The organism is Phenylobacterium sp. (assembly GCF_019636135.1).
Taxonomy (GTDB): domain Bacteria; phylum Pseudomonadota; class Alphaproteobacteria; order Caulobacterales; family Caulobacteraceae; genus Phenylobacterium.
Window position 1 is genome coordinate 15,846 of the sequence record NZ_JAHBYD010000015.1, and the last position, 26,305, is coordinate 42,150.

The following is a 26,305-nucleotide window of genomic DNA, read 5'->3' on the forward strand; positions in this document are numbered from 1 at the left end:
GGCGAAAGGCTCGGCGTGTCCCGCCAGGCCGCCTGGGAGCGGTTCTCCTGACCCCGGGCGAGTCACGGACTTCGACGCGGTCGAAATCCGTGAGGGGTCCTTGACCGCCCCGACCGGCGCTCGCCAAGCTCACCCTTCACTTGCGAGAGGGAGAGGATGCGGCTCCAGGCCCGGATCAAGCGCGACCTGAAGTTCTGGCAGGGCCTCCGGCGCACGCTGAAGCGCGTCAAGTCGATCGCCAGGGACTCGGACAACCTGATCTGCGACGACCTGCAGGCCGCCGTCGAACAGCACCGCGCCCGCCCCGCCATGACCTTCGAGGGCCGCACGGTCACCTACGGCGAGCTCGACGCCATGGCCAACCGCTACGCGCACTGGGCCAAGGGGCTGAACATCCGCCGCGGCCAGGTGGTGGCGCTCTTCATGCCCAACCGCCTGGAGTATTTCGCGGTCTGGTACGGCCTGTCGAAGGTGGGCGTCGTGACCGCGCTGATCAACAACCAGCTTTCCGGCATGGCCCTGGCGCACAGCCTGAACATCTCGGGCGCCGGCCACATCGTCGTCGACCCCGAGACCTCGCCGGTCCTCGGCCAGGCCAAGGCGCTGCTCGAACGCACCATGCACGAGTGGGTGCTCGGCCCCGCCCAGGGCGACCAGCGCGACCTCGTCCAGGCGCTGAAGAGCTGCAGCCAGCTTCCGCCCGACCGCTCGGTGCGCGAGGACATGACCGCCGCCGACACGGCGCTGCTGATCTACACCTCGGGCACGACGGGCCTGCCCAAGGCGGCCCGCATCGCCCACATGCGGGTCCAGCTCTACATGCGCGGGTTCGCCGGCGCGACCGACGCCAGGGCCGCCGACCGCATCTACGTGGCGCTGCCGCTCTATCACGCCACCGGCGGCCTCTGCGCCCTGGGCGCCGCGCTGCTCAACGGCGGCTCGGTGGTGCTGAAGCGGAAGTTCTCGGCCAGCCAGTTCTGGGGCGACATCGTCAGCGAGGGCTGCACCATGTTCGTCTACATCGGCGAGCTCTGCCGCTACCTCGTCAACCACGCGCCCGACGAGGACGAGACGCGCCACAGGATCCGGCTCGCCTTCGGCAACGGCCTGCGCCCCGACGTCTGGCCGGTGATGAAGCAGCGCTTCCGCATCCCCGAGATCCTGGAGTTCTACGGCTCCACCGAGGGCAACGTCTCGGCCTTCAACTTCGACGGCCGCGAGGGCGCGATCGGCCGCGTGCCCCGGTGGATGAAGAAGCAGGTCAACTTCCGCCTCGTGCAGTTCGACGTGGAGGCGGGCGAGGTGGTGCGCGGCCTGGACGGCCTCTGCATCGAGTGCGGGCCGGGCCAGGTGGGCCAGTGCGTCGGCAGGATCGCCGGCGACGCGCGCAGCGAGTTCTCAGGCTACCTCGACAAGGCCGCCTCCGAGAAGAAGGTGATCCAGAACGTCTTCGAGCGCGGCGACGCCTGGTTCGCCACCGGCGACCTGATGCGGATGGACGCCGAGGGCTACGTCTACTTCGTCGACCGCATCGGCGACACCTTCCGCTGGAAGGGCGAGAACGTCTCGACCAGCGAGGTCGAGGGCCGGCTGCAGGCGTTCCCGGGCGTCGCCCAGGCCACCGTCTTCGGGGTCGAGGTCGACGGCGCCGACGGCCGCGCCGGCATGGCCGCCCTGGTCCTCGACGGCGCCTTCGACGCCACGGCCTTCGGCGAGCATGTGAAGCGCGAGCTGCCCGGCTACGCCCAGCCGCTGTTCCTGCGCATCCTGCCGGCCATGGACACCACCGGCACCTTCAAGATCCGCAAGATGGACCTGGTGAAGGACGGCTACGACCCCGCCAGGATCAAGGGCCCGCTCTTCTTCCACGATCCCCGGCGCGGCTACGTGAAGCTGACCAGGTCGGTGTTCGACCGCCTGGCCGCCGGAGCGGTGAAGATCTAAGCGGGCCTGCGCGAACGGAAGCGGCTGCAGGGCCTCGGCCCGGAAGCAGGACCCTTCCACCTGACCGAGATCGCCGCAGGTCCAGCGCATTGACGGGGAAAGCCCTCTCCCCCTCGCGGGGAGAGGGTTGGGAGTGGGGGTGTCGGCGCCGCGCCCGAAGGTTGGCGCCCCCACCCCAAACCCCTCCCCGCAAGGGCAGGGCAATCGCATATGGATGCGGGCGGCCGAAAGGCCGTCAGTCAAACCGCAGAGATCGCGGAGATGCGCAGAGGATTCCGGTGGATCCACGACCCTCTCTGCGTGTCTCTGCGATCTCTGCGGTTCAAGAATCGGGCGGACGAGCCGCCCACAGGCCATATGCGATTGCCCTGCCCGCAAGGGGGAGGGGCTCGCGCCCGGGCCCGCATCTGGTCGCGGTCATCGGCAGGGGTCCGCGCCGGTATTCGACCGCGGAGATCGCGGAGATGCGCGGAGGGCCCGGGGCGGCCCGGACCCCTTTGCGCATCTCTGCGGTTTCAAGCGCGCGCAAGCGCGCCCGGACTCGCCTATATCTTGGGCCATGTCGGAGACTGCCATGGCGCCCCTGCGCGGCGCCGCGCTCATCAAGGACGAGGTCAGGCGCCTGCCGGACAGGCCGGGCGTGTACCGGATGATGGGCGACGACGGCGAGGTGCTCTACGTCGGCAAGGCCCGCAGCCTGAAGAAGCGGGTGATCCAGTACGCGCAAGGCCGCTTCCACACCCAGCGCATCGCCCACATGGTCGACCAGACCCGGTCGATGGAGTTCGTCACCACCCGCACCGAGACCGACGCCCTGCTGCTCGAGATCAACCTGATCAAGCAGCTCAAGCCGCGCTTCAACGTCCTCCTGCGCGACGACAAGAGCTTCCCCGAGATCGTCATCCGCCGCGAGCACCCGGCCGCCCAGCTCCGCAAGCACCGCGGCGCCCACACCATCAAGGGCGACTACTTCGGCCCCTTCGCCAGCGCCAATGCGGTCAACAAGACGCTGAACACCCTGCAGAAGGCGTTCCTGCTCCGCTCCTGCTCCGACAGCGTCTACGAGAGCCGCACGCGCCCCTGCATGCTGCACCAGATCAAGCGCTGCGCGGCGCCCTGCACGGGGCTGGTCTCCATCGAGGACTACGCCGGCCTCGTGGAGCAGGCCGGCGACTTCCTGCGCGGCAAGTCCCGCGCGGTGATCGCCAGGATGGCCGAGCAGATGACCGCCGCGGCCGAGGAGATGGAGTTCGAGCGGGCCGCCCGCCTGCGCGACCGCATCCGCGCGCTGGCCAGCGTCGCCCAGGAGACCTCGATCAACCCCGAGACGGTCGACGAGGCCGACGTCTTCGCGCTGCACGCCGAGGGCGGCCAGGCCTGCGTCCAGGTCTTCTTCTTCCGCGCCGGCCAGAACTGGGGCAACCGCGCCTACTTTCCCAAGATTCCGCAGGGGGGCGTGGACAAGTCCGACGAGGACGCCGACGTCATGGGCGCCTTCCTGGGCCAGTTCTACGACGACAAGCCGATCCCGAAGCTCATCCTGGTCAACGTCGAGCCCGCCGAGTGCGGCCTGATCGCCGAGGCCTTCGCCCAGAAGTCGGGCCGCAGGGTCGAGATCGCCCGGCCCCAGCGCGGCGAGAAGAAGGGGCTCGTCCAGCACGCCTTCACCAACGCCCGCGAGGCGCTGGGGCGGAAGATGGCCGAGGGCTCGGCGCAGACGAAGCTGCTGGCCCAGGTCTGCGAGGCGTTCGGCCTGGAGGCGCCGCCCGAGCGGATCGAGGTCTACGACAACAGCCACATCATGGGCACGAACGCCGTCGGCGGCATGATCGTGGCCGGCCCCGAGGGGTTCCAGAAGAGCCAGTACCGCAAGTTCAACATCAAGGGCTCGGACCTCACCCCCGGCGACGACTTCGGGATGATGAAGGAGGTGCTGCGCCGCCGCTTCGGCCGCCTGGTGAAGGAGGAAGAGGAGGGGATGCTCTCGGGAAAGGGGGGCGAGGCGGTCCGCCCCGACCTGGTCCTGATCGACGGCGGCATGGGCCAGGTGGGCGTGGTGGTCGAGATCATGGCCGACCTGGGCGTCGACGACATCCCCGTCGTGGGCGTCGCCAAGGGCCCCGACCGCGACGCCGGGCTCGAGCGCTTCTACATCCCGGGCAAGCCCTACTTCATGCTCGAGCCCAAGAGCCCGGTCCTCTACTACCTCCAGCGCCTGCGCGACGAGGCCCACCGCTTCGCCATCGGCTCCCACCGCACCCGCCGCGCCATGGACCTGAAGAAGAACCCCCTCGACGAGATCGAGGGCGTCGGCCCCGGCCGCAAGCGCGCGCTGCTGCACGCCTTCGGCTCGGCCCGGGGCGTGAGCCGCGCCAGCGTCGAGGACCTGGCGAAGGTGGAAGGCGTCAGCGGCCCCCTCGCCCAGCGCATCCACGACTTCTTCCGCAAGGGGTAGGGCTTCCGCCGACCGCCGTTATTCGCGCATAGTCCCGCCGAGACGTCCCGGCGCGGCCCCGGACGTCGGGGGAGACTGCGATGGCGACGGCCCGCCGCTACGCCCAGCCCGGGACGGAGGCGCGTCCGGGCCTCTTCGCCGACGTCCTGGCCGGCTGGACCAACGACGACGTCCTGCAGACCGAGGCCGCCCGCGCGGCCCTGGGCGCCCGCCACCCGCAGGCCCTGCGCGTGCTGGACTGGCCCGAGCTGCGCGCGCTGTTCGACCGCTACGATCCGCCCGCCACCCGCGACGGCCGCCGCGACCGCCGGTTCGGCCAGCTCTCGGTGGCGCTGGCGACGCTGGGCCTGGTGCTCGCGATGGCCTCGCCCCTGGCCGTCGGCGGCGAGCAGGTGGTGGAGCGGGTGGCCGCCGTGCTCGTGGTCGCGGGCCTCGCGATGATGGCCGTCCACCGCTTCGGCGCGGGGGCCAGGGCCCGCGCGCTGGCCCGGCGGTTCGGGGCCGAGCGGGTGAGGGCGCTCTACTTCCAGGCGGTGGTCAACAATCCGGGCCTGGCCGCCCGCGCCATGTCCGACGACGCCGCGCTCGCCGACTGGCGGGCCGCCCGGGCGCGCATGCTGGAAGGCCTGCCCGCGCCCGAGGACCTGCCGGGCCAGGTCCCGAGGCTCGCCCGCCCCGTCGAGGACGACGCCGAGGCCTGGGTCGCGCCCGAATGGTCGACGCCGCCTGCGCCCCCCGAGCCGTCGAAGGACCTCGACCTCCTGCTCTCCCTGCTGCGCGGCCAGCGGCTGGAGGGCCAGCTCGCCTACGTGGAGCGCAAGCTCGGCGCCTCGCTGGGCGCGCCGGGCCAGCGGGCCTCGGTGGTCCGGATGCTGAGCCGCCTGCTGCTGGCCGCCGCCGTGGTCACCGGCGTCATGGCCGCCGTGCTCGTCTTCGCCCTGGACCGCGCGCCGGGCGGCGCCGACGTGAAGCTCGCCCTGGAGGTGGCCGCCGGCGCCCTCGTCGCCGCCATGGCCATCAGCGTCGTCAACGACGACCGCCGCCTGGCCGGCGACGCCACCCGCTACGCCGCCTACGCCGCCGCCCTCGCCAGGGCCCGCACCCGCTTCGACCGCGGCGACCTGCCGGAAAAGCTCGCCGCCCTGCGCGACGTCGAGATCACCTGCCACCACGACCTCCGCGCCTTCATCGCCAACCACTGGCGCGCACGCTAGCGCAGCCGGCGCGGGGGCGGGGGCGGTGAGGTCCGCCAACCACCCTTCGCAAACGTCCCACTCCTCTCCCCCCGCAAAGCGGGAGCGGAGAGGACGCAAGCGTCCGCTCCCCGCCCCGTTTGTCATCCCCCCCGTTTGTCATCCCGGTTTCGCGGCACGCGAAGACCGGGACCCAACCCTCCGGTGCTCTGAGATGGTGATCCGGCCCCGGCCGCCAGGGCCGTCCTCCTGCCGTCGATACGCCCGAGGGTTGGGTCCCGGTCTTGGGCTGCGCCCAAACCGGGATGACAAACGGGGGGAAAGGCGCGGGTCCGCTCCTCACCCCGGCGTCCCACCTCCTCTCCCAGGCCCGGTCGCGCCGGAGCGCTTCCGGCCGGCCGCGTCGATGTCACGCCTCGCTACACGGCATCGACGCACGGCCCTCGGTTGGGTCCGACGACGCGATCCGCGGAGCGCTCAAGGCCGCGGTGGGAAGGACCGTTACGGTCAGGGGCAAGGCCTTCGGCGCGCACACCGGTCACCATCACGCGCCGCTCGTGCCCATCGCCGACAGGGTGACCGTTGCAGGCGCGGCCCGCTAGCAACCCCCCGTTTGTCATCCCGGTTTTGGCCGTAAGGCCAAAGACCGGGACCCAACCCTCCGGTGCTCTGAGATGGTGATCCGGCCCCGACCGCCAGGGCCGTCCTCCTGCCGTCGATACGCCCGAGGGTTGGGTCCCGGTCTTGGGTTGCGCCCAAACCGGGATGACAAACGGGGGGAGGAGGCGAAGGCCCGCTCCTCACCCCGGCGTCCCACCGCCTCTCCCTAGGCGCTGCCGCGCCCGGGAGCGCTAAATGTTCTCATTTTGTTCTTGACGTCCGCCGTCGCGTCCCCCATATTCCGTCACCGAAGCTGGTGAATTGCGCCCGGGGCGCAGCACCTCGCCGGCCGGCCTTCCCATCCGCTGCAAACGCTCTGCGCGGCGCCGCCCGCGGGGCCTCTGAGGACATGCCCATGCCGCCCCGCCGCCTGCCGCGCGGCGCGCCCGAGCCTGCGCCCCGGCGCCGGGCCTCGCGCGCCTACATCCAGTATTCCGCCAGGCTCGCGCGGGCGATCTGCGCCCGCGTCGCCGCCGGCGAGAAGCTCGTCGCCATCTGCGCCGACGCCGACATGCCGAGCCGCGGCACGGTCGGCCGCTGGGTGCGCGAGCTGCCCCGCTTCAAGGCGATCTACGACCGCGCCAAGGCCATGGGCCTGCGCCTGGGCGGCGGCGTGGGGTCGAGCTACGACCCCGTCGCCGCCCACGAGATCGTGGTCCGGGTGTCGCAGGGCGAGACGCTGACCGCCATCGCCGACGACCCGCGCATGCCGCCGATCTGGACCATCATGTACTGGAGGCAGAACGAGGCGGGGTTCGGCGATGCGCTGACCCTGGCGCGCGAGGCGCTGGCCGACCGCTACGCCGACCTCGGGTGGCGGATGGCGCTCGCCGCCACGCCCGAGACGACCTTCCTCACCCGCATGCAGCTCGCCCAGTTGCGCTGGACCGCCGCCATCCAGTCGCCGCGCACCCACGGCAAGCTCAAGCCCGTCGAGCCGCCCCGGCCGCAGGAGGTGCATACCTACCTCTTCCGCCACTTCCAGATCGAGAAGAACCCCGAGACCGGCCAGATCCGCGTGGTCTGCTACACCCCCAACGGCGAGACCATGCTGCCCGAGCGCACCTCGGAAGGCCCCTGGGGCGACCCGCCCCACGTCATCCGCGCCCGCCACTACGCGGCCGGCACGCCGACCCCCGGCTACGGCCCCGACGGCCATCCCCTGCCGAAGTCCGAGCCCCAGACGCCGCTGCCCCCGCCGGGCCCCGCCGACGACTCCGACCGCTGGCTCTAGGTCCCGGCCTCAAGCCCCTCCGAGCGAATTCAATATTTCCGCTCATCCCGGCTTCCGCTCATCCCGGCTTCCGCTCATCCCGGCGAATGCCGGGATGAGCGGTATCGAGGACGGACGCGCGCCAACGGCGCAGCCCGCGCCGCAGGCGCGCTATTTCTCACCACCAAGACCACCAAGACCACCAAGGGTCCGGGAAGCGCCCCGCGCTCGGCTCACCCGCGGCGCCTTGGTGATCTTGGTGCCCTTGGTGGTTGAATCGAAACGGCGCTGATGCGCCCACGCAGCTCGAAGGTCCGCCCCCTCATGAGGACCGACCCCAGTCGCGCCAACCTGCCGGCGCAGCCCGCGCCGCAGGCGCCCTCAAACTGAACCACAGAAAACACGGAGGACACAGAAGGGCCCTGTGGGATCCGCCGCCTTCCGTGTTTTCTGTGTTTTCCGTGGTTGAATCAAAGCGGCGCTGACGCGCCAACGCAGCTCGAAGGTCCGCCCCCATCCGCCCCGCCGCCCCGTGTGCAGCGCACAAAAGCCTTGATCCGTCCGCCTTCAGTCGAGGTTCTAGGCGCCCGCTCGGCGGTCCGGGAGGTTACCGGCCGCGGTAACCTCCCTGACGGCGGCGTTCATGCGCGGTTCAAGGCGGGCTTGCGAGACCGGCGGCCAGGATGGATCCCGGAGCCCCGACCCCGATGACCCGCAAGACCGCGAAGGCCGCGACCGACGCCCGCCCGTCGCCCTGGGCCGTGGCCCTGCTCGTCGTCTCCACCGGCCTCGCCGCCGCCGCCATCATGCTGCTGACGACCGGGTTCGGCCTGGCGTAGGCCCGCGCGCGGCGTGGCCGCGGCGAGACGAAGCAGCTAAGCTCGGGAACGAAGCCCAAGCTTGGACGCTCGATTCGCCGCATGAAGTCGTTACCCAACATCCTGACCGCCTCGCGCCTCGTCATGGCGCTGTTCATGTTCGTGGCGCTCGCCGCCGCGGCCGGGGCGCTGCCCTACCTCTCGAACCGCATCGAGCCCGAGACCCAGTTCGCGCTGCAGCGCTGGGCGGTCTACGCCTTCGTCCTGGCGGCCGTGACCGACTTCTTCGACGGCTGGCTGGCCCGCAAGCTCCACGCCGAGAGCGTCTGGGGCGCCATCCTCGACCCGATCGGCGACAAGGTGCTGGTCTGCGGCGCGATCCTGGGCCTGCTATCCCTGGGTCCCCAACCTATGGTTGTTCTTCCCGCCGGCCTGATACTTTTCCGCGAGTTCACCGTTTCGGCCCTGCGCGAGGTGGGCGCCGGCAAGGGGGTGAAGCTGCCCGTGACCCTGCTCGCCAAGTGGAAGACGACGCTCCAGCTCACGGCGCTGGCCATGGAGCTGGTCGTCGCCGCCTGGGGCGCCTTCAGCCTCCCCGACGGCACGCCCTTCCGCGAGGGCTTCGAGGTGGCCGCCCACGCCCTCTTCTGGATCGCCACCCTCGCGACCCTGATCACCGGCGTCCAGTACTGGGAACAGACCCGCAAGGCGCTCTCGGCCTGAGCCTCAGCACTCGGCCAGGTTGACCGCCAGCCCGCCCAGGCTGGTCTCCTTGTAGACGTGGCTCATATCCTCGCCGGTGCGCTTCATGGTGGCGATGACCTTGTCCAGGCTGACGGTGTGCTGGCCGTCGCCCAGCATGGCCAGGCGGCTGGCGTCGATGGCCTTCACCGCGCCCATGGCGTTGCGCTCGATGCAGGGGATCTGCACCAGCCCGCCGATGGGATCGCAGGTGAGGCCGAGGTTGTGCTCCATCCCGATCTCGGCGGCGTTCTCGATCTGGGCGTTGGTGGCGCCCAGCGCCGCCGCCAGTCCCGCCGCCGCCATCGAGCAGGCCACGCCCACCTCGCCCTGGCAGCCCACCTCGGCCCCCGAGATCGAGGCGTTGCGCTTGTAGAGCGCCCCGATCGCCGCGGCGGTCAGCAGGAAGGTGCGCCGCCCCGCCGCCGTGCCGCCGTGGAAGCGGTCGTAGTAGCGCAGCACCGCCGGCAGCAGGCCCGCCGCGCCGTTGGTGGGCGCCGTGACCACCCGGCCGCCCGCGGCGTTCTCCTCGTTCACCGCCAGCGCCCAGAGGTTCACCCAGTCCAGCGCCGACAGCGGGTCGGCGATCTGGCGGTCGGCGTTCTCCACCAGGTTCCTCCAGATGCCGTGGGCGCGGCGCTGCACCTTCAGCGACCCCGGCAGGACGCCCTCGGTCCTCATGCCGCGGTCGATGCAGGCGTACATGGCCTGCGCGATCTCATCGAGGCCGGCGTCGATCCCGGCCTCGGTCCGCACCGAGAGCTCGTTGGCCGCCATCAGCTCCGCGATGCTCAGCCCCGCCGTCTCGGCCTGTTCCAGCAGCTCGGCGCCCGAGGCGAACGGATAGGGGATCGGCAGCGCCCGCGCCGGCGGGGCGTTCCGGGCGATCTCGTCCTCGTCGCGCACGAAGCCGCCGCCGATGGAGAAGTAGGTCCGCTCGCCCAGCGCCCGGCCCCCGGCGTCGAAGGCCGTGAACTTCAGGGCGTTGGGGTGTTGCGGGAGCCGGGTGCGCCCCTCCCAGAGGATGTCGCGCGCCTCGTCGAAGGCGATGTCGTGCGTCCCGCCCAGCTTCAGTCGGCCGCCCGCGCGCACGGCCGCGATCACGACGTCGGCCTCATCCGGGTCCAGCGTCCGCGGCTGGAAGCCCGCGAGCCCCAGGATCACGGCCCGGTCGGTCGCGTGCCCGCGGCCCGTCAGCGCCAGCGAGGCGTAGAGCGTCGTCTCCACCCGCGCCGTCCGCGCAAGGTCGCCGCCCAGGCGTTCCAGGAAACGGCCCGCCGCCGTCATCGGCCCCATGGTGTGCGAGCTGGACGGGCCGACCCCCAGCTTGAAGAGGTCGAAGACGCTGACGTGCATGGGCGGGCTCTACAGCGGCGCGGACCCGGCCTCAACTCATCGGGTTGGCCGGCGGCGCGGGCTCGGGCAGCGGGATCCATTCGTCGTGGTCGGCGTCGGGCAGCTTCATGCGCCCGGCGCGCCAGTCGGCCTTGGCCTGCTCGATCCGCTCTTTCGATGAGGAGACGAAGTTCCACTCGATGAAGCGCGGGCCCAGCGGCTCGCCGCCCAGCAGCATCATTATGGCCGGCGTGACGGCCTTGAACAGCACCGGCTGGCCGGGCGCGAACACCAGCATCTGGCCCGCCTGCCAGATGCGGCCCTCCGCCTCGACCTGGCCCTGGGCGACGTAGGCGGCGCGCTCGGGATACTCCGCCGGCAGCTCGGCCTGCGCGCCCGCGTCGAGGCGCCAGTGGACGTAGAACATCGGCGAGTGGGTGGCGACCTTGGCCTCGGCGCCGAACGCCTTGCCGACGATCAGCCGCGCCCACAGGCCGCCGCCCTCGTAGGTGGGCAGGTCGTCCGGGCCGTGGTTGGCGAAGGCCGGGGCGGTCTCCTCCAGCTCGGCCGGCAGCGCCACCCAGGCCTGGATGCCGTGCATCGACCCGCCCTCGTCGCGCAGGGTCTCGAACCGCTCGGAGTGGGTGATGCCCGAGCCCGCGGTCATCCAGTTCACCTCGCCGGGGTGGATGTCCTGCGTCACGCCGGTGGAGTCGCGGTGGGTGATCGCGCCGTCGAACAGGTAGGTGACGGTCGAGAGCCCGATGTGCGGGTGCGGCCGCACGTCGACGCTGCGCGGGAAGCCGGGCTGGAAGTCCACCGGGCCCATGTGGTCGAAGAACACGAACGGCCCGACCATGCGGCGCCTGGCGAAGGGCAGGACCCGGCCCACCTCGAACCCGCCCAGGTCCTTGCGGCGCTGGTCGATCACGAGGTCGATCATGGCGAGGCTCCTTTGGGGAGACCTACCCCTGCGCGCTCACATAGGGGCTGACAAGGCCCAGCGGGGCGGCGGTGGTGTTCTTCACCGAGCGGATGACGATGCGGCTCTCGATGTTCGACACCAGGCCCAGGCCCAGGATCCTGTCGCGCAGGAAGTCGTCGAAGGCATGCATGTCGCGGGTGACGATCCGCAGTTCGTAGTCGCACGCCCCGGTGACCGTGGCGCACTGAACCACCTCGGCCAGCTTGCCGATGGCGGTCTCGAAGCTCTCGAGGTTCTCCTTGGTCGGCAGGCTGAGCTTGACGGTGCAATAGACCTCGAAGCCCAGGCCCAGCTTGTCGCGGTCCAGGATGGTCACGCGGCGCTGGATCACGCCGGCGTCTTCCAGCCTTTTGATGCGCCGCCAGCAGGGGCTGGACGACAAACCGACCCGCTCGGCGATCTCGGCGACGGACAAACCCGCGTCGTGCTGGATCAGATCCAGGATCTTGGCATCGACCGCGTCGAGGGCCTCGGACAAGTTTTCCTCCTGTTGACGCCATAAGGGCATATGGTTCTTGCCCCGGATGGGATGTCGCGGGGCATGCTTTTGGCAAGCATTTGCGGCGCACTTATATGATCTTGCAGGCGGCGTGGGGAGGCCCGAAAGGAAGAAAATTGCGATGCGCCACCAGGAAGTGACGCTCGACGACAAATTTCTGCTCACGGATGGCCGGGTGTTCATCACCGGGGTGCAGACGCTCCTGCGGGTCCTGATGGACCAGAGGCGGCTCGACCGGGCGGCGGGGCTGAACACGGCAGGCTTCGTCTCGGGCTATCGCGGCTCGCCCCTGGGCGGGCTCGACCAGCAGGCCGCGCGCGCGGGCAAGTCCCTGAAAGCGGCCGAGGTCGTGTTCAAGGAGGGCCTGAACGAGGACCTCGCGGCGACCGCGGTGTGGGGCAGCCAGCAGGCCAACCTGTTCCCGGGCGCGCGCTACGACGGCGTCTTCGGCATGTGGTACGGCAAGGCGCCCGGCGTCGACCGCACCGGCGACGCCTTCAAGCACGCCAACTTCGCCGGCGTCTGGCCCAAGGGCGGCGTGCTGGCGGTGGCCGGCGACGACCACACCTGCAAGTCCTCCACGCTCCCGTCGCAGTCGGAGTACGCCTTCCAGGACTTCGAGATGCCGGTGCTGTCGCCGGCCGACGTGCAGGAGGTGCTGGACTACGGCCTGCTGGGCTTCGCGCTCAGCCGCTTCTCCGGCCTCTGGGTCGGGATGATCGCGCTGGCCGACACCATGGACTCCGGCGCGACCATCGACGTCTCGCTTTCGCGCCACCGGTTCGTGACGCCCGAGACCTTCCGCCTCCCGGCGGGCGGCCTCGGCATCCGACTCAAGGACCAGCCGCTCGACAAGGAGCGGCGCCTGCGGACCCAGAAGATCCCCGCGGCGCTGGCCTTCGCCCGCGCCAACCGGATCGACCGGATCATGCTGGGCGCGGCCCGGCCGCGCCTGGGCATCGTCTGCCAGGGCCAGGCCTACAAGGACGTCATCGAGGCCTTCGCCGCCATGGGGATCGCCGAGGCCGAGGCCGCATCGCTGGGCGTCGCCATCTACAAGGTCGGCATGCCCTGGCCCCTGGAGCCGACCGGCATCCGCGCCTTCGCCGCCGGCCTCGAGACCCTGATGGTGATCGAGCACAAGCGGCCGCTGATCGAGACCCAGGCCCGCGCCGCGCTCTACGACCTGCCCGCCCACGCCCGGCCAGTGATCATCGGCAAGGCCGACGAGAAGGGCGCGCCGCTGCTCTCCGAGCTCACGTCGCTGTCGGTGGCCGAGATCGCGCTGGCCATCGCCGACCGCCTGCCGGCCGGCGGCCACATGGACCGCGTCTACGACTACCTGAACCGCGTCTCGGCCGCCTCGATGGCCGCCGTCACGCTCTCGGCCGACCAGCAGCGGAAGCCCTTCTTCTGCTCGGGCTGCCCGCACAACACCTCGACCCGCCTGCCCGAGGGCAGCCGCGCCCTGGCCGGCATCGGTTGCCACTACATGGCCAGCTTCAACGACCCGTCGACCGACCTGAACAGCCACATGGGCGGCGAGGGCCTCTCGTGGGTCGGGGCCTCGCCCTTCACCGACGAGAAGCACGTCTTCGTCAACCTCGGCGACGGCACCTACAACCACTCCGGCTCGCTGGCGATCCGGGCCGCCGTCGCGGCGGGCGCCAACATGACCTACAAGCTCTTGTTCAACGACGCGGTCGCCATGACGGGCGGCCAGCGGGCCGAGAGCGGCTTCACGGTTCCGCAGATCACCCGCCAGCTCGCCTCGGAAGGCGTGGCCAAGGTGGTGGTCGTGGCCGCCGAGCCCGAGCGCTACGAGAAGGTCACCGACCTGGCTCCCGGCGTCGAGGTGCGGCCGCGCATCGAGCTGATGAAGGTGCAGCGCGAGCTGCGCGACACGGCCGGCGTCACGGTGCTGATCTACGACCAGGTCTGCGCCACCGAGAAGCGCCGCCGCAGGAAGCGCGGCAAGATGGCCGCCGCCCCGCAGCGGGTGATGATCAACCCGCTGGTCTGCGAGGGCTGCGGCGACTGCTCGGTCAAGTCGAACTGCGTCTCGGTCGAGCCGCTGAACACAGAATTCGGCCGCAAGCGGAAGATCAACCAGTCGACCTGCAACCAGGACTATTCGTGCCTGGACGGCTTCTGCCCCAGCTTCATCACGCTGGAGGGCGCCGAGAACGCCCACCGCGAGAAGATGCCGGCGCTGACGGCCGACTCGACGCCGCTGCCGGCGTTCCAGGACCTGAAGGGCGTCCGCAACATCGTCTTCACGGGCGTGGGCGGCACTGGCGTGACGACCGTGGCGTCGATCCTGGCCATGGCGGCCCACGTCGACGGCCGCTCGGCCAGCGTGGTCGACATGACCGGCCTCGCGCAGAAGGGCGGGGCGGTCTTCAGCCACGTGCGGATCGGCGAGACCGAGACGACCACCATCGGCGGCCGCGTGCCGGCCGCCTCGGCCAACGTGCTGATCGCCTGCGACCTGCTCTCGGCCGCCGGCCCCGACGCGCTGGCGCTCTACGCCAAGGACCGGACGGTGGCCGTGGGCAACGCCGACTTCGCGCCCACCGCCGACTTCGTCACCGACCGCGACGTGCGCTTCGACGCCGACGAGCAGGGCCGGCGCATCGCCGCGGCGGTCCAGAGCTATGACGCGGCGCCCGCCAGCCACCTGGCCGAGAGCCGGCTCGGCGATGCGATCTACGCCAACATGATCATGCTGGGCTTCGCCTGGCAGAAGGGCGTGATCCCGGTCTCCAGCCGCGCGCTCTACCGCGCCATCCAGCTCAACGGCGTCGAGGCCGAGGCCAACCTGCAGGCCTTCGAGCTCGGCCGGAAGGCGGCCCACGACCCCTCGGCCCGCGGCAAGCGCGAGGACGACGTGCCGACGCCCGAGACCATGCCGCTCGGCGAGCTGATCGCGCACCGCGCGGCCGAGCTCGCCGCCTACCAGGACAAGGCCTACGCCGACCGGTACCTCGCCCGCGTGGAGACGGTGCGCGCCGCCGAGGCCGCGCTGGGCTCGACCGACCTCACCCGCGCCGTCGCGGTCAGCCTCTACAAGCTGATGGCCTACAAGGACGAGTACGAGGTGGCGCGGCTCTACACCGACGGCCGCTTCGCGAAGTACCGCGCCGAGACCTTCAAGGGCGGCAAGGCCAAGGTGTGGCTCAGCCCGCCGCTGCTGGCCCGCAAGGGGCCGGATGGCAAGCCGGTGAAGATGGCCTTCCCGCCCTGGATGCTGGACCTGGCGTTCCCGGCGCTGGCCAGGCTGAAGGGCCTGCGCGGCGGCGTCCTCGACGTCTTCGGCAGGACCGCCGAGCGCAGGATGGAGCGCGGCCTGATCGCCGACTTCGAAGCCGACATCGACAAGCTGGCCGCCGGCCTCACCCAGGCCAACCACCGCCTCTCGGTCCAGCTCGCGGCCGTCCCGCAGCAGATCCGCGGCTTCGGCCATGTGAAGGAGGCGTCGGTGGGTCCGGCCAAGGCTGAAGCGAAGCGGCTGTGGAAGGCGTGGCGCGAGGCGGGCGCGAAGGAAACGGTCACGGCTGAGGCGAACGGGTGAGGGGGCGCGCCGGGCGGGCGAGCACCCTGCCCGCCGAAGGCGCCCTCATTTGGAACCACGGACCACACGAACCACACGGACGGGTTCCGGGGCGCGGCAGCCGCGTCGGTGTGGTCCGTGTGGTCCGTGGTTGAATCAAGTCGGCGCTGACGCGCCCACGCGGCTGGAAAGCTCGCACAACCGCTCGTCCGGCGCGCAGGCTGACGGATGAGGCGCCGCGCCGGGCGAGCGAGCGAGCATCCTGCGCGCCGCAGGCGCCTTTGAGATGGACCACAGAAAACACAGAAAACACGGAAGAGGCTCCATCCGCGGGAGCCGCCGCCTTCCGTGTTTTCTGTGTTTTCCGTGGTTGAATCAAAGCGGCGCCGACGCGCCACCGAAGCCGAAGGGCTTGCACGAACCCCTCATCCGGCGCGCCGCCTTCCCTTGAGGGGAGAAGGGTGCTCGCCCGGGTCGCCGAGGGTCGATTGGCTCTCAATATGTTCATCGTTTGTTCTTGGCAGGCTCGGCCGTGTATGAGATTGTGGCTCGAAGCTGGGATAACGCGTCTCGCACGAACAAGCCTGCCTAGGCGGGCCTCGTCCCTCGCGCCCCTGCCCTGCAAAAGCATCAGGAAAGGGGAACCAGCATGGCCGCGAGCCTGCAAGAGGAGTTGCGCGCGCAGCGCGAGGCGACGGAGCGGTGGATCAGGCAGCGTCAGGCCGAACTGAGGCACGCCGCGAACGACCTCGAAGCCCGAGGCCGCCAAGTCTACGCCGCCGCGATAAGGACAGGTCAGCAAGTCATCGCCCGGACGCCGGCCGACGTGCGGCGCCTGGGCCTGGCGGCCGTCACCGGCCAGTTGCCCGTGGTATTGGCCGAGACGGCGGCGCGGAAGGCCGCGCCGAAGGCGCAGGCGGCGGTGCGCGAGACGGAGAAGTTCGTCCGTGCGGTCGCTTCGCCCGACGCCTACCAGAGAGAGCAAGCCCTGAAGAAGGCCAGGGAGCAGGCCAGGGCCGCCACCAGCGGTTTCGTCGATGAGGCGTCCTTTCATCTCGCGGATCGCGCCTTGTCCGCGGGCGGCGCCCTGGCCGAAGGCGGCCTTGCCGGGTTTGGCGATCGCTACTCGCAGAACATGGACGTCAAGCGGGCAGAGGACGCCTACGACCAGGAGCATTACGGTCTGGCCAGGAACGCCGGCCGGATTGCAGGCGTCGGAACCGGAATCGCCGTGCTCGGCGCGCCGGCGACGCTCCGGGGCGCAGTGGCCCTGACGCCGCGCGGCGCGGAACTCGTGCAGGCGCTCACGAAGTCCCGCTATGCGCTCGATCCGCGTGGGCTGACCACCATGGCGGCTACGGGCGGGGCTGGGGCGGGCTTGGTGTCGCAAGCCGTTTCGGACGCGATGTCGGGTCGCGTCAGCCCAGCGAGCGGCTACGGCGGCGCAGCGTTGGGCGGCGCCATCGACGGCGTTGGAACGCTCCGGCTGGGGCCGGTGATCGGTGGGGGCCTGGGCGGCGTGGCGACCACTGTCGCGCAAGATCGGTTCGCCGGGCGGCCGACCTCCGTGGACGACGCGATCGACAATGCCCAAGCCTCCGCAATCCTGGGCGGCCTCGGCGGAGCCGGGGCGGCCTATGGGACGAGCAGGTTGTCGATCCGCGACAAGGGCAACCTCGGAGAGCTGGCGTCGCAGATGAAGACGATGGCGCGAGGCGATGGTGTCCCCTACCGACAAGGCCGGCGCTTCAAGCTGGGCGGTCGCCGGTACACCGTCACGGACCTCCAGTTCGACACGAACCAGCCCGGAAAGAGCTACGGCATCGGCGAGTCCAAGGTGGGTCCGACGGCGAAGCTGAGCCCGCGTCAGATCGAGGCGCAGGCCCGGCCCGACGTCGACTATGTTGTGGACGGCTGGCGATACAGCGATTTTGGCAAGATGGGCGGTGCGGCCGCCTCGCCGTTCGCAGTGTACCTTGAGGACGACGAGCCAAGCGCGTGGGGCAGATGGTGAAGCAGCCTTCGGACACGGCCCGCTTCCGGAACGAGATCAGAAAGGCCGTCCGGCCGCTGATGACGTCCTGGGGGTTCGACAACCCACCGAAGGGCACGCCGGATTGGTGGGGTGCGCCCCGGATCAACAACTGGATCCGTGAACGGGATGGCTACACCGACCAGATCTTCTTCACCTGGGATCGATACGGCAGGCCCAAGTTCGCGCTCGATCTCAGGACGGATCAGCTTGAGCGCATGCTGCGTCCTGACCAGTCGCCGACAACGGCGAAAGGGCACATCGTGGACGTCATCCTACTCGACCGGCGGCCATGGCTATTCGGCGGACTGCTTCGCTTTGAGTGGACGAGCGGTCGTCGGTCGCTGCGGCGCGAAATCCGACATCTGGAGAGGCGATTGCGCGACGCCAACCACTTCCTGCTGACGGGCGAGATTCGGTCACGCCTTATTCTGCGTAAGGGCGCAGTAGGAGATGGCGTTCTGACACCCGTGTTCTGGATGCAGCAAGGGGAGGAGCGTGAACTGGCCCTTCAGCACCAGGAAGAGCTGAGGCGTCGATTGGCGGAGAAGCGTCGTTTCCGCGCCTCGGGGAGCAAGCGCCCGACGTCCCCCGAATCCTGAGGCTTGCGCCCCGGCTCCGACAACTCCAGCGTGGCGGAAAACGCCAGGGAGGCCCCAATGGACTGGCCCGTCATCACCGCCGAGTTGGAGCAGCTCCTGAAGCTGCGGTCGATCCCGTTCGGGATGAAGCTCTACGAGGACCGCGCCGAGATGGAGGCCGTGCCGCGCATCCGACGGCCGCAGCATGTCCACACGCTGGACCAGCTCGTGGGGCAGGCGTCGCGGCTGGGCTGGACGGTGGGCGTGACCGCGGACGACCTCGTCGGGAGCCAGTGCCGCGCCGTCGTGGGGCTGGGCGGGGCGAAGACGCCGGAGTGGCGGTCGGGGAAGCACATGACCGGCGTCTGGTTCGAGACCGTCGAGGACGCCACCGCGCACCAGGCGGCGATGCACTGCGTGCCGGACGGGCGCTATGAGGCGCTGGCCATCGGCCCCTTGAGCGCCGGCAAGATCGCCGACTTCGACATCGCGCTCTTCTACGCCACGCCCGGCGCGATGATCTATTTCATCAACGGGCTGCAGTGGTCCGGGTACAGGAAGTTCGACTGGGGCGTGGTGGGCGAGAGCGCCTGCGCCGACAGTTGGGGCCGGGCGCTGACGACGCACGAGCCCAGCCTCTCCATCCCCTGCTTCGCCGAGCGGAGGTACGGCGGCGTGCTGGACGACGAGATGCTGATGGCGCTGCCCGGCGAGCACCTGGTCAAGGCCATCGCCGGCATGAAGGCCCTCAGCAAGAACGGCTTCCGCTACCCCTTCCCGCAGTACGGCGTGCAGCAGGACGTGCGGGCCGGGATGGCGGTGAGCTACGGGCCGTAGGGAAGGCAAGGGCCGCCGCCACGTCGGCCGGGCGGTTCCGGCCGACCTATCCGTGAAAGACGATGATGGCTCGAAGAATCGACATCCCGTTCGGGATATGGGTTTGTGTCCTGACGCTGGCGTTCGGCCTTGCGCACGCTCAGACAGCCCGCGCTCAGGCGACGCCTGCGGGCAAGGCGGCGCTCGTCGCCATTGAACAGGTTCGCGCCAAGCAGCAGATCGTGAGCGAGCTGGCCGGAATGGGGGCCGTCGACCGCCTCATGCGCGACCGTTTCCTCGCATTGCGCCGAACCGCCACGGACGCCGAACGGGCCGACCTCGATGACGTATGGCGAGAACACTACCGCCCGATCGATCAGCAGCACACCGCACGCCTGAAGGCCTTGCTTGGCGACGGGCCGTGGTTTCGGCGCAGCGAGGTCGGCCCACGGGCCGAGGCCGCAGCCGACCTGATCGTCAGCCACTCCAACGACGATACGTTCCAGAAGCTCGTGCTTTCGAAGATGCAGCCGCTGGTCGGCGCCGAGACGCCGCGCGGCTATGCGACCCTGTTCGACCGCGTGGCCGTGCAGGAAGGACGTCCCCAGCGGTTCGGCACGCAGCGTCCGACGTGCGAGGGCGAACGGCACGCGCGGCCTGAAGACATCGAGGATCCGGAGAGTCTGGACAAGCGCCGCCGCGAGATCGGATTGCCGCCAATGACGGAGTATCTTGCGGAGCTGGACAAGATTTACGGCGCCTGTACGCCGCCTCCACCGCGCGGCGGGGAGTAGCGCGGACTGCGGCGCCGGTAGGTTGCGCGGACCTGTCAACTTCGATGGCGCGGCAGCGCCGTGTCGGTTCAACCACGAAGGGCACGAAGAACACGAAGGGCCGGGGAGGGGCTGAGCGCGGCGCGCCTCTCGGAGCCTTCGTGTTCTTCGTGCCCTTCGTGGTGGGAATCAGCGCGCCTGCGGCGCACGCCGCGCCGACAGGTTGGCGCGACCGCTGGTCCGTGAGCCCGCGGCGGTCACTTCGATCGAGCCGTCCGGCCGCTCGGTGACCTTCAGGCCGGCGGAGAGGTCTACCTCGCCCAGGTCCACGTCCTGGCGCGGGGTGACGAGCCAGGTGCGGCGGCCGGCGGTGGCGAGGACGATGCGGCTGGAGCCCCAGGTGTCCTCGGCGCGGCCCTTCAGGGCGGCGTACATCGGGTTGCGGCGCCAGGCCTGCGGGTTGGCGGGGTCGCAGCGGGCGATGAGCCAGAGGCCTTCGGCGTCCTGGTCGAGGACCACCTTGGTCTGATCGGGACGGAAGCGGTGGGGCATCTCGTCGTCCATCAGCCAGACGCATTCGAAGCTGCGGCAGGCGTGCGGGCGGGTCTCGTAGATCGTGCAGCCGGCGCCTGGCTTCGCGTGCTCGCAGAGCCTGCCGACCGGCTTGGCGAGATCGGCGACGGCCAGCACCTTGCAGCACAGGGTGCAGGGGCCGCAGGCCTTCACCGCGCCACGCCGACCCAGATGATGTGGCGCGGGCCCTTGCCCGAGGGGCTGGCGCCCACGCGGTGCTCGGTGACGGCGAAGCCTGCGCGACGCAGGCGGCCGGCGAAGGCCTGGTCGGGCCCGGCGGACCAGACGGCCAGCACGCCGCCCGTCTTCACCGCACGCCGCATCGCGGCCAGCCCGGCCACGGAATAGAGGCCGTCGTTGGCGTCGCGGTTCAGGCCGTCGGGGCCGTTGTCCACGTCCATCAGGATCACGTCGTAGGGCGGCTTCGCTGCGGCCAGCAGGTCGGCGACGTCGGTCAGGACGACGCGGGCGCGCGGGTCGTCGAGGCTATCGCCGTAGAGGCGGGCCATGTGCGTGCGGCCCCAGTCGATCACCTGCGGCACGAGCTCGGCGACGGTGATCTGGGCTTCCTTCGGCAGGGCGGCCAGCGCCGCGCGCACGGTGAAGCCCATGCCGAGGCCGCCGATCAGCATGCGCGGCGCCTTGCTCGGCGGCAGCTTCGCGACGGCGAGGTCGCACAGCGCGACCTCCGAGCCGTAGAGCCGGCTGTTCATCAGCTCGATCGACCCCGACATGATCGAATAGTCCTGCCCGCGCTGCATCAGCCGCAGTTCGCCGCCGCCGGGGATCTGCGCGGTGTCGAGATGGATCCAGGGGTTCATGCGTGCGTCCGGCCGGACGCCTCAGTAGGGCCGGAAGCCGCCCGGCTCAACGTCGGGATGGGGTAGGGGAGGTTCAGGCATGCGCCGAAAGGGCGCTTCGCTTTCGTTGCGTCATCCGAATTAGGGTGGCGGCCATACTCGCGGACTCCAGGTTCCGCGCCGGATCTTCGAGGAGCGTTCCCATGGCCGACTTTGGCGCCGACACCGATCTGGAGGCCTTCCGGGCCGAGGCGCGGAGCTGGCTGGAGGCCAACTTCCCGGCCGCGCTGAAGGGCAAGGCCGCGGCGTTGAGCTCGGCCGAGGCGCGCTCGTCCGACCCCGACCTCGCCAGGTGGCGCAAGGCCATGGGCGAGAAGGGCTGGGGTACGCCCACGTGGCCCACGCAGTACGGCGGCGGCGGCCTCTCGGTCGCCCAGGCCCGCGTGCTGGGGCAGGAGATGAGCAAGCTGGGCGCCTTCAACCCGCTGATGTTCGGGATGGGCGTGACCATGATCGGCCCGACGATCATGGACTACGGCACCGAGGAGCAGAAGGCCAGGCACCTGCCGCCGATCATCCGGGGCGAGGTGCAGTGGTGCGTCGGCTATTCCGAGCCGAACGCCGGCTCGGACCTGGCCAGCCTGCAGATGAAGGCCGAGGACGCCGGCGACAAGTGGGTGTTCAACGGCCAGAAGACGTGGACGAGCGGAGCCCAGCACTCGGACTGGTGCGGCCTGCTGGCGCGGACCGACCCATCGGCGAAGAAGCACGAGGGCATCAGCTTCTTCCTGCTCGACATGCGCCAGCCGGGCGTCGAGACGCGGCCGATCGGCCTGATCTCGGGCGCCTCGCCGTTCTGCGAGACCTTCCTGACCGACGCGACGGCGCCGAAGGACGCGCTCCTCGGACAGTTGAATGTGGGTTGGACCGTCGGCAAGCGCCTGCTGCAGCACGAGCGCGCCAGCCAGACGGGCTCGGTGATGGGCGGCCGTCCGCCCAAGCCGCTGAACCTGATCGCCAAGGACTACATCGGCGTGGACGACAAGGGCCGGCTGGCCGACGCCGACTTCCGCTCGCGCCTGGTGAAGCACGAGATGGACGCCCGCGCCCACGGCCTGACGCTGGCCCGCGCCGCCGCCGAGGCGAAGGGCAACAACAGCCCTGGCAATGCGCCGTCGGTGCTGAAGAACTCGGCCACCTGGGTCGCCCAGACCCGCGCCGAACTGACGCTGGAGCTGATGGGGTCGCAGGGCCTGGGCTGGGACGGCAAGGACTTCGCGCCCGACGAGATCGAGGCGGTCCGCGCCTGGCTCTGGGGCAAGGCCATGTCGATCTACGGCGGCAGCCAGGAAGTCCAGTTCAACATCGTCAGCAAGCGCATCCTCAGCCTGCCGGACACGACGCACAGCGCCTGACCGCGGCATCGCACGGCGTTGCGGTGCGACGCCGGCCCCTCTATGTGGCGCGCCATGCCTGGCCCCCGCACCCTCCGCACGCCGGCCGACCTCGTCGGCGCCGGGCTGGCCGCGCCCGGGCGGGTCGCGGAGCTGGAGGCGGTGGCCGCGCGCTACGCGGTGGCGATCACGCCGGCGATGGCCGCGGCGATCCCGGACAACGACGCCATGGCGCGCCAGTTCGTGCCGACCGCGGACGAGCTGGTCCAGGCCCCGGAGGAACGGGCCGACCCGATCGGCGACGAGGCGTTCAGCCCGGTCGAAGGCGTGGTGCATCGCTACCCGGACCGGGTGCTGCTGAAGGCGAATCATGCCTGCGCGGTCTACTGCCGGTTCTGCTTCCGGCGCGAGATGGTGGGGCCCGACGGCATCCGGCCGCTGAGCGCCGCACAGCTCGATGCGGCGATGGCCTACATCGCCGGGCGGCCGGAGATCTGGGAGGTGATCGTCACCGGCGGCGATCCGCTGATCCTGTCGCCGCGGCGGCTCAGCGACCTGACGGCGCGGCTGGCGAAGATCGGGCACGTGAAGATCGTGCGCTTCCACACGCGGGTCCCGGCGGTCGATCCGGGACGGGTCACGCCGGAGCTGGTCGCGGCCCTGAAGGCGCCGGGCAAGACCACCTGGGTGGGCCTGCACGCCAACCACCCGGACGAACTGACGCCCGAGGCCGCGGCGGCCTGCGCCCGCATCCTCGACGCCGGCATCCCGATGGTGAGCCAGACGGTGCTGCTGAAGGGCGTGAACGACGCCGCGGCGGTGCTGGAGGCGCTGATGCGGCGCCTCGTGGAGCTGCGGATCAAGCCCTACTACCTGCACCATCCGGACCTGGCGCCCGGCACCGGCCACTTCCGCAACACCATCGCCGAGGGGCAGGCGCTGATGCGCGATCTGCGCGGGCGCGTCTCGGGCCTCTGCCAGCCGACCTACATCCTCGACATCCCGGGAGGGCACGGGAAGTCGCCGGTCGGGCCCTGCTACGCCGGTGACGGGGAAGTGACGGACCCGCACGGCGAATCGCACGCATATCCGACCCGCTGAGACGCGCGATGTTGCATGCAGGTGACGGTGCGACTGTCATCTCATGCGGCGACGTCGACACACCTGCCCGACGAGCCCATCTGTGCGTTCATCCTGGGGTCACGGGCTCACGTAGATGATCCCGACAGTGAGAGAAGGGGCGGGCGCCAGAATGTACGGATCGCGAGGCGGACGCTTTCGACGCTGCCTGGCCTTGGCCGCGCTGGCGCCGCTGGCGTTGGGCCATCCTGTCCTGGCCGCGCAGGCGACTGCGCCCGCCGCCGCGCCGAAGGCCGCCGCCCCGAAGCCGGCGCCTGCTCCCGCGCCGGTGCTGCCGGTTCCGCCCGCCGCGGTCGTCCCGCCGCCGCCTCCGCCGCCCGTCGAGATCCCGCCGCTGAGCGCGAGCCAGCAGGCGGTGGCGCTGAAGGCGCTGGCCGCCGCCGACCTGCATGGGCTCCAGCCCAGGGACTACCTGCCGGCGGGCCTGGCCGAGGGCCAGCCGCTGACGCCGGCGCAGGCGGCCGCGCTGGCCGACGGCCTCGTCCGCTACGCCCACGACGTGAAGATCGGCCGGATGGACCCCGGGCAGTTCCCCGAACTCTGGCAGGTGCGACCGGCGCCCTACGACCCCGCGCCCGACCTCGCGAAGGCGCTGGCCGACGGGCGGCTGCAGGCGTGGCTCGACGGCCTGCCGCCCCGGTATTCCGGCTACACGGCCCTGAAGCGCGGCCTGGCCCGCTACCGCGAGATCGCCGCGGCCGGCGGCTGGAAGAAGGTCGCCGAGGGCGGGAAGATGGAGCTGGGCTCCAAGGACCCGCGCATCGCCGAACTGCGGGCCCGCCTCGCGGCGGAGGATCCGCTGCTGCCGGCGACCGGCGCGGCGGTGTTCGACGCGCCGCTGAAGGAGGCGGTGATCCGCGCCCAGCGCCGCTATGGCCTCAAGCCCGACGGCGTGGTCGGCGCCGGCACGCTCGCCTACCTGAACCAGCCGGTCGGGCAGCGCGTCCTGCAGATCATCGCCAACATGGAGCGCTGGCGCTGGATGCCGCAGGCGATGCCGGCCACGCGGGTGCAGGTGAACTCGGGCGCGGCGATCGTGACCCTGTTCCGCGACGACAAGCCGGTGCTGTCGATGAAGGCGGTGTCGGGCCGCCCCGGGGACGAGACGCCGATGCTGGCGTCGGCCATCCATTCGGTGGTGATCAATCCGCCCTGGAACGTGCCGTCGGGCATCGCGGCGCGCGAGCTGTGGCCGAAGGAGAAGGCGAGCCCCGGCTACCTGGCGCGCAACGGCTACCGGATCATCCCGGTCGAGGGCGGGCAGCCGCGCCTCCAGCAGGCGTCGGGCGACCAGAGCGCGCTGGGCCGCTTCAAGTTCGACTTCGACAACCCGTTCGCCGTCTACCTGCACGATACGCCGTCGAAGGGCGGCTTCGACCGGGTCTCGCGGCAGGCCAGCCACGGCTGCGTGCGCGTGGAGAAGCCGCGGGCCTTGGCCGAGGCGCTGCTGGAGGGCGACGCCACCTGGACGCCCGAGGCGATCGGGACCCAGCTCGAGGGCGACAAGACCGTGCGGGCGCGGCTTCCTGCGACGGTGCCGGTGTTCATCTTCTACTGGACGGCGTTCGCCGGCACGGGCGGCGAGATGCACTTCCGCTCGGACCCGTACAACTGGGACCGCCAGCTTCTGCAGCGGGTGGGCGTGCTGGCGCCCGATACGCCGAAGCCGGCTGCGGCGGCGAAGACCGACGTGAAGAAGACCTGAGGGGGGCGGGATGTTCAGGACGGTGCTGTGGATCGCGGGCGCCTGCGTGGCGGTCCTGCTCGCGCTGGCGGCCAGCCGCGCGCTGAAGTTCGACCGGGACCTGACGCCCGAGCCTGCGGCGCCGATGGCCCCGAAGGCCGCGCCGCCCACGCCGGCCGAGGCGCCTGTCGCCGCGCCGGCCGCAGTTCCGCCGCCGCCGCCTCCACCGCCGACACAGGAGGAACAGCAGATCCAGGACGACGCCGCCGCCACCGGCATGACGACGGTCGAGCCCGAGCCGCCGCCGGAAACGCCGCCGACCTGACCTCCCCCGATGCGGCAGCATCGGCGGGAGTGGTGGAGGGGGCGAGCCGTACGCGCGGCGGATCGACCGGGCTGTATTGGATTCTGGAGATGGGGCTCGCCCCCTCCACCATCCGCTCTACGCCCGGCGGGCGCCGGGCTCGGCGGACGGTCCCCCTCCCGCCATCGCTGCCGCGATGGGGGAGGTGAGGCTCGGAATCAGGCGCCCCGCCACTGGCGGACGCGGCCGGTGTCCACGTGGACGAAGTTGGAGACCGGGTAGTAGCCGACGCCGCCGGCCCCCAGGTCGATCGCCGCGTCGCGCAGGCGGGACAGGTCCACGCCTTCGAGGCGCACGTCGATGGCCTTGCCGACGGTGTGCTGGCTGTGTTCGGCGACGCCGTTCGAGCGGCTGCGCAGCATCGCGTTGGTCTTGGGCGAACGGTAGCCGGAGATGATCTGGAACGGCCGGGCCGTCTCCAGCCGGCCGCCGATGGCGTGCAGGGCGTCGAAGAGGCCAGGGTCGATGAAGTGCTCGTCGCCGGTGCGCCAGTCGCGCATCACGCGGGTCGCTTCGGCCAAGGCGTCGGGCAGGTAGCTGCCGTTGGCGTAGTAGACCTCGTTGAACCGCTCGCCCGTGTGCAGGTTGTCGAGCAGAGCGCGGCGCGGCTCCCAGATGTCCAGGCGCTGGGCCCAGGCCGGGGCGGCGATCGCGGCGAGACCCGCGGCGGCGCCGAGGGTCAGCAGCTCTCTGCGGCGGACGAGGTTGGGCAAGAGTCTTCCGCCTCCGGGCCGTCGGAAAGGCCGCAAGAT

Annotated in this window: 22 protein-coding genes; 16 read left to right on the top strand and 6 right to left on the bottom strand. The window is 71.0% G+C overall.

Annotation, left to right across the window (positions count from 1 at the left end):
• Positions 1-156: 156 nt before the first annotated feature.
• The 7 genes from KF737_RS11870 (at position 157) to pgsA (ending at position 9,006) form a co-directional block, all read left to right on the top strand.
• The gene (locus tag KF737_RS11870; RefSeq protein WP_296454693.1) at positions 157-1,944 is read left to right on the top strand and encodes a long-chain-acyl-CoA synthetase; all 1,788 of its coding nucleotides are present in this window, start codon (positions 157-159) and stop codon (positions 1,942-1,944) included.
• Between the two features lie 559 nt (positions 1,945-2,503).
• Positions 2,504-4,399 (top strand): excinuclease ABC subunit UvrC, encoded by a 1,896-nt coding sequence (gene uvrC / locus KF737_RS11875; protein WP_296454695.1) that lies wholly within the window; start codon positions 2,504-2,506, stop codon positions 4,397-4,399.
• A gap of 80 nt (positions 4,400-4,479) precedes the next feature.
• Positions 4,480-5,613 carry a hypothetical protein gene (locus KF737_RS11880; protein ID WP_296454697.1) on the top strand — a complete coding sequence of 378 codons (1,134 nt, stop codon included), beginning with the start codon at positions 4,480-4,482 and terminating at the stop codon, positions 5,611-5,613.
• A 284-nt stretch (positions 5,614-5,897) separates the two neighbouring features.
• Positions 5,898-6,194 carry a DUF4431 domain-containing protein gene (locus KF737_RS22460; RefSeq protein ID WP_367273226.1) on the top strand — a complete coding sequence of 99 codons (297 nt, stop codon included), beginning with the start codon at positions 5,898-5,900 and terminating at the stop codon, positions 6,192-6,194.
• A 413-nt stretch (positions 6,195-6,607) separates the two neighbouring features.
• Positions 6,608-7,486, top strand: coding sequence for a hypothetical protein (locus KF737_RS11885; RefSeq protein ID WP_296454698.1), 879 nt, complete (start codon positions 6,608-6,610; stop codon positions 7,484-7,486).
• 686 nt (positions 7,487-8,172) lie between these two features.
• A complete protein-coding gene (locus KF737_RS11890) occupies positions 8,173-8,304 on the top strand; it encodes a hypothetical protein (protein ID WP_296454700.1) in 132 nt (43 codons plus the stop codon).
• Positions 8,305-8,385: 81 nt separating this feature from the next.
• Complete coding sequence (gene pgsA, locus KF737_RS11895; protein ID WP_296454701.1) at positions 8,386-9,006, top strand: CDP-diacylglycerol--glycerol-3-phosphate 3-phosphatidyltransferase; 621 nt, start codon at positions 8,386-8,388, stop codon at positions 9,004-9,006.
• Between the two features lie 3 nt (positions 9,007-9,009).
• Here pgsA and KF737_RS11900 read toward each other — a convergent pair whose 3' ends face one another.
• From KF737_RS11900 to KF737_RS11910, 3 genes are read right to left on the bottom strand one after another with little or no spacing between them, the layout of a single operon-like run.
• On the bottom strand, positions 9,010-10,380 hold the full coding sequence (locus KF737_RS11900) for an L-serine ammonia-lyase (protein WP_296454703.1): 1,371 nt from the start codon (positions 10,378-10,380) through the stop codon (positions 9,010-9,012).
• A gap of 31 nt (positions 10,381-10,411) precedes the next feature.
• Positions 10,412-11,302, bottom strand: a complete 891-nt coding sequence (locus KF737_RS11905) for a pirin family protein (protein WP_296454705.1) — start codon at positions 11,300-11,302, stop codon at positions 10,412-10,414.
• A gap of 22 nt (positions 11,303-11,324) precedes the next feature.
• Positions 11,325-11,822 carry an Lrp/AsnC family transcriptional regulator gene (locus tag KF737_RS11910; protein WP_296454707.1) on the bottom strand — a complete coding sequence of 166 codons (498 nt, stop codon included), beginning with the start codon at positions 11,820-11,822 and terminating at the stop codon, positions 11,325-11,327.
• Between the two features lie 142 nt (positions 11,823-11,964).
• Between KF737_RS11910 and KF737_RS11915 the strand changes: the two genes are divergently transcribed.
• The 5 genes from KF737_RS11915 (at position 11,965) to KF737_RS11935 (ending at position 19,619) form a co-directional block, all read left to right on the top strand.
• Positions 11,965-15,417, top strand: coding sequence for an indolepyruvate ferredoxin oxidoreductase family protein (locus KF737_RS11915; RefSeq protein WP_296454709.1), 3,453 nt, complete (start codon positions 11,965-11,967; stop codon positions 15,415-15,417).
• A gap of 628 nt (positions 15,418-16,045) precedes the next feature.
• The gene (locus KF737_RS11920; protein ID WP_296454711.1) at positions 16,046-17,410 is read left to right on the top strand and encodes a hypothetical protein; all 1,365 of its coding nucleotides are present in this window, start codon (positions 16,046-16,048) and stop codon (positions 17,408-17,410) included.
• Complete coding sequence (locus tag KF737_RS11925; protein WP_296454713.1) at positions 17,395-18,030, top strand: hypothetical protein; 636 nt, start codon at positions 17,395-17,397, stop codon at positions 18,028-18,030. The genes KF737_RS11920 and KF737_RS11925 overlap by 16 nt, the downstream gene beginning before the upstream one ends.
• A gap of 57 nt (positions 18,031-18,087) precedes the next feature.
• Complete coding sequence (locus KF737_RS11930) at positions 18,088-18,846, top strand: DUF169 domain-containing protein (protein WP_296454715.1); 759 nt, start codon at positions 18,088-18,090, stop codon at positions 18,844-18,846.
• 65 nt (positions 18,847-18,911) lie between these two features.
• Positions 18,912-19,619, top strand: a complete 708-nt coding sequence (locus KF737_RS11935; protein ID WP_296454717.1) for a DUF6624 domain-containing protein — start codon at positions 18,912-18,914, stop codon at positions 19,617-19,619.
• A gap of 168 nt (positions 19,620-19,787) precedes the next feature.
• Here the strand turns inward: KF737_RS11935 and KF737_RS11940 are convergent, their stop codons facing one another.
• Both KF737_RS11940 and KF737_RS11945 read right to left on the bottom strand, forming a co-directional pair.
• The gene (locus KF737_RS11940; RefSeq protein ID WP_296454719.1) at positions 19,788-20,324 is read right to left on the bottom strand and encodes a YkgJ family cysteine cluster protein; all 537 of its coding nucleotides are present in this window, start codon (positions 20,322-20,324) and stop codon (positions 19,788-19,790) included.
• Entirely contained in the window at positions 20,321-20,992 is a 672-nt protein-coding gene (locus KF737_RS11945) for a spermidine synthase (protein ID WP_296454721.1), read from the bottom strand. Before KF737_RS11945 ends, KF737_RS11940 begins: the two co-directional genes overlap by 4 nt.
• 182 nt (positions 20,993-21,174) lie before the next feature.
• Between KF737_RS11945 and KF737_RS11950 the strand changes: the two genes are divergently transcribed.
• From KF737_RS11950 to KF737_RS11965, 4 genes are all read left to right on the top strand, one after another.
• A complete protein-coding gene (locus tag KF737_RS11950) occupies positions 21,175-22,386 on the top strand; it encodes an acyl-CoA dehydrogenase family protein (protein WP_296454723.1) in 1,212 nt (403 codons plus the stop codon).
• A gap of 54 nt (positions 22,387-22,440) precedes the next feature.
• Complete coding sequence (locus tag KF737_RS11955) at positions 22,441-23,466, top strand: lysine-2,3-aminomutase-like protein (RefSeq protein ID WP_296454725.1); 1,026 nt, start codon at positions 22,441-22,443, stop codon at positions 23,464-23,466.
• A 193-nt stretch (positions 23,467-23,659) separates the two neighbouring features.
• Complete coding sequence (locus KF737_RS11960) at positions 23,660-25,210, top strand: L,D-transpeptidase family protein (RefSeq protein ID WP_296454728.1); 1,551 nt, start codon at positions 23,660-23,662, stop codon at positions 25,208-25,210.
• 10 nt (positions 25,211-25,220) lie between these two features.
• On the top strand, positions 25,221-25,514 hold the full coding sequence (locus tag KF737_RS11965) for a hypothetical protein (RefSeq protein WP_296454731.1): 294 nt from the start codon (positions 25,221-25,223) through the stop codon (positions 25,512-25,514).
• A 197-nt stretch (positions 25,515-25,711) separates the two neighbouring features.
• Here the strand turns inward: KF737_RS11965 and KF737_RS11970 are convergent, their stop codons facing one another.
• Positions 25,712-26,266, bottom strand: coding sequence for a YcbK family protein (locus tag KF737_RS11970; protein ID WP_296454733.1), 555 nt, complete (start codon positions 26,264-26,266; stop codon positions 25,712-25,714).
• Between the last annotated feature and the right edge of the window lie 39 nt (positions 26,267-26,305).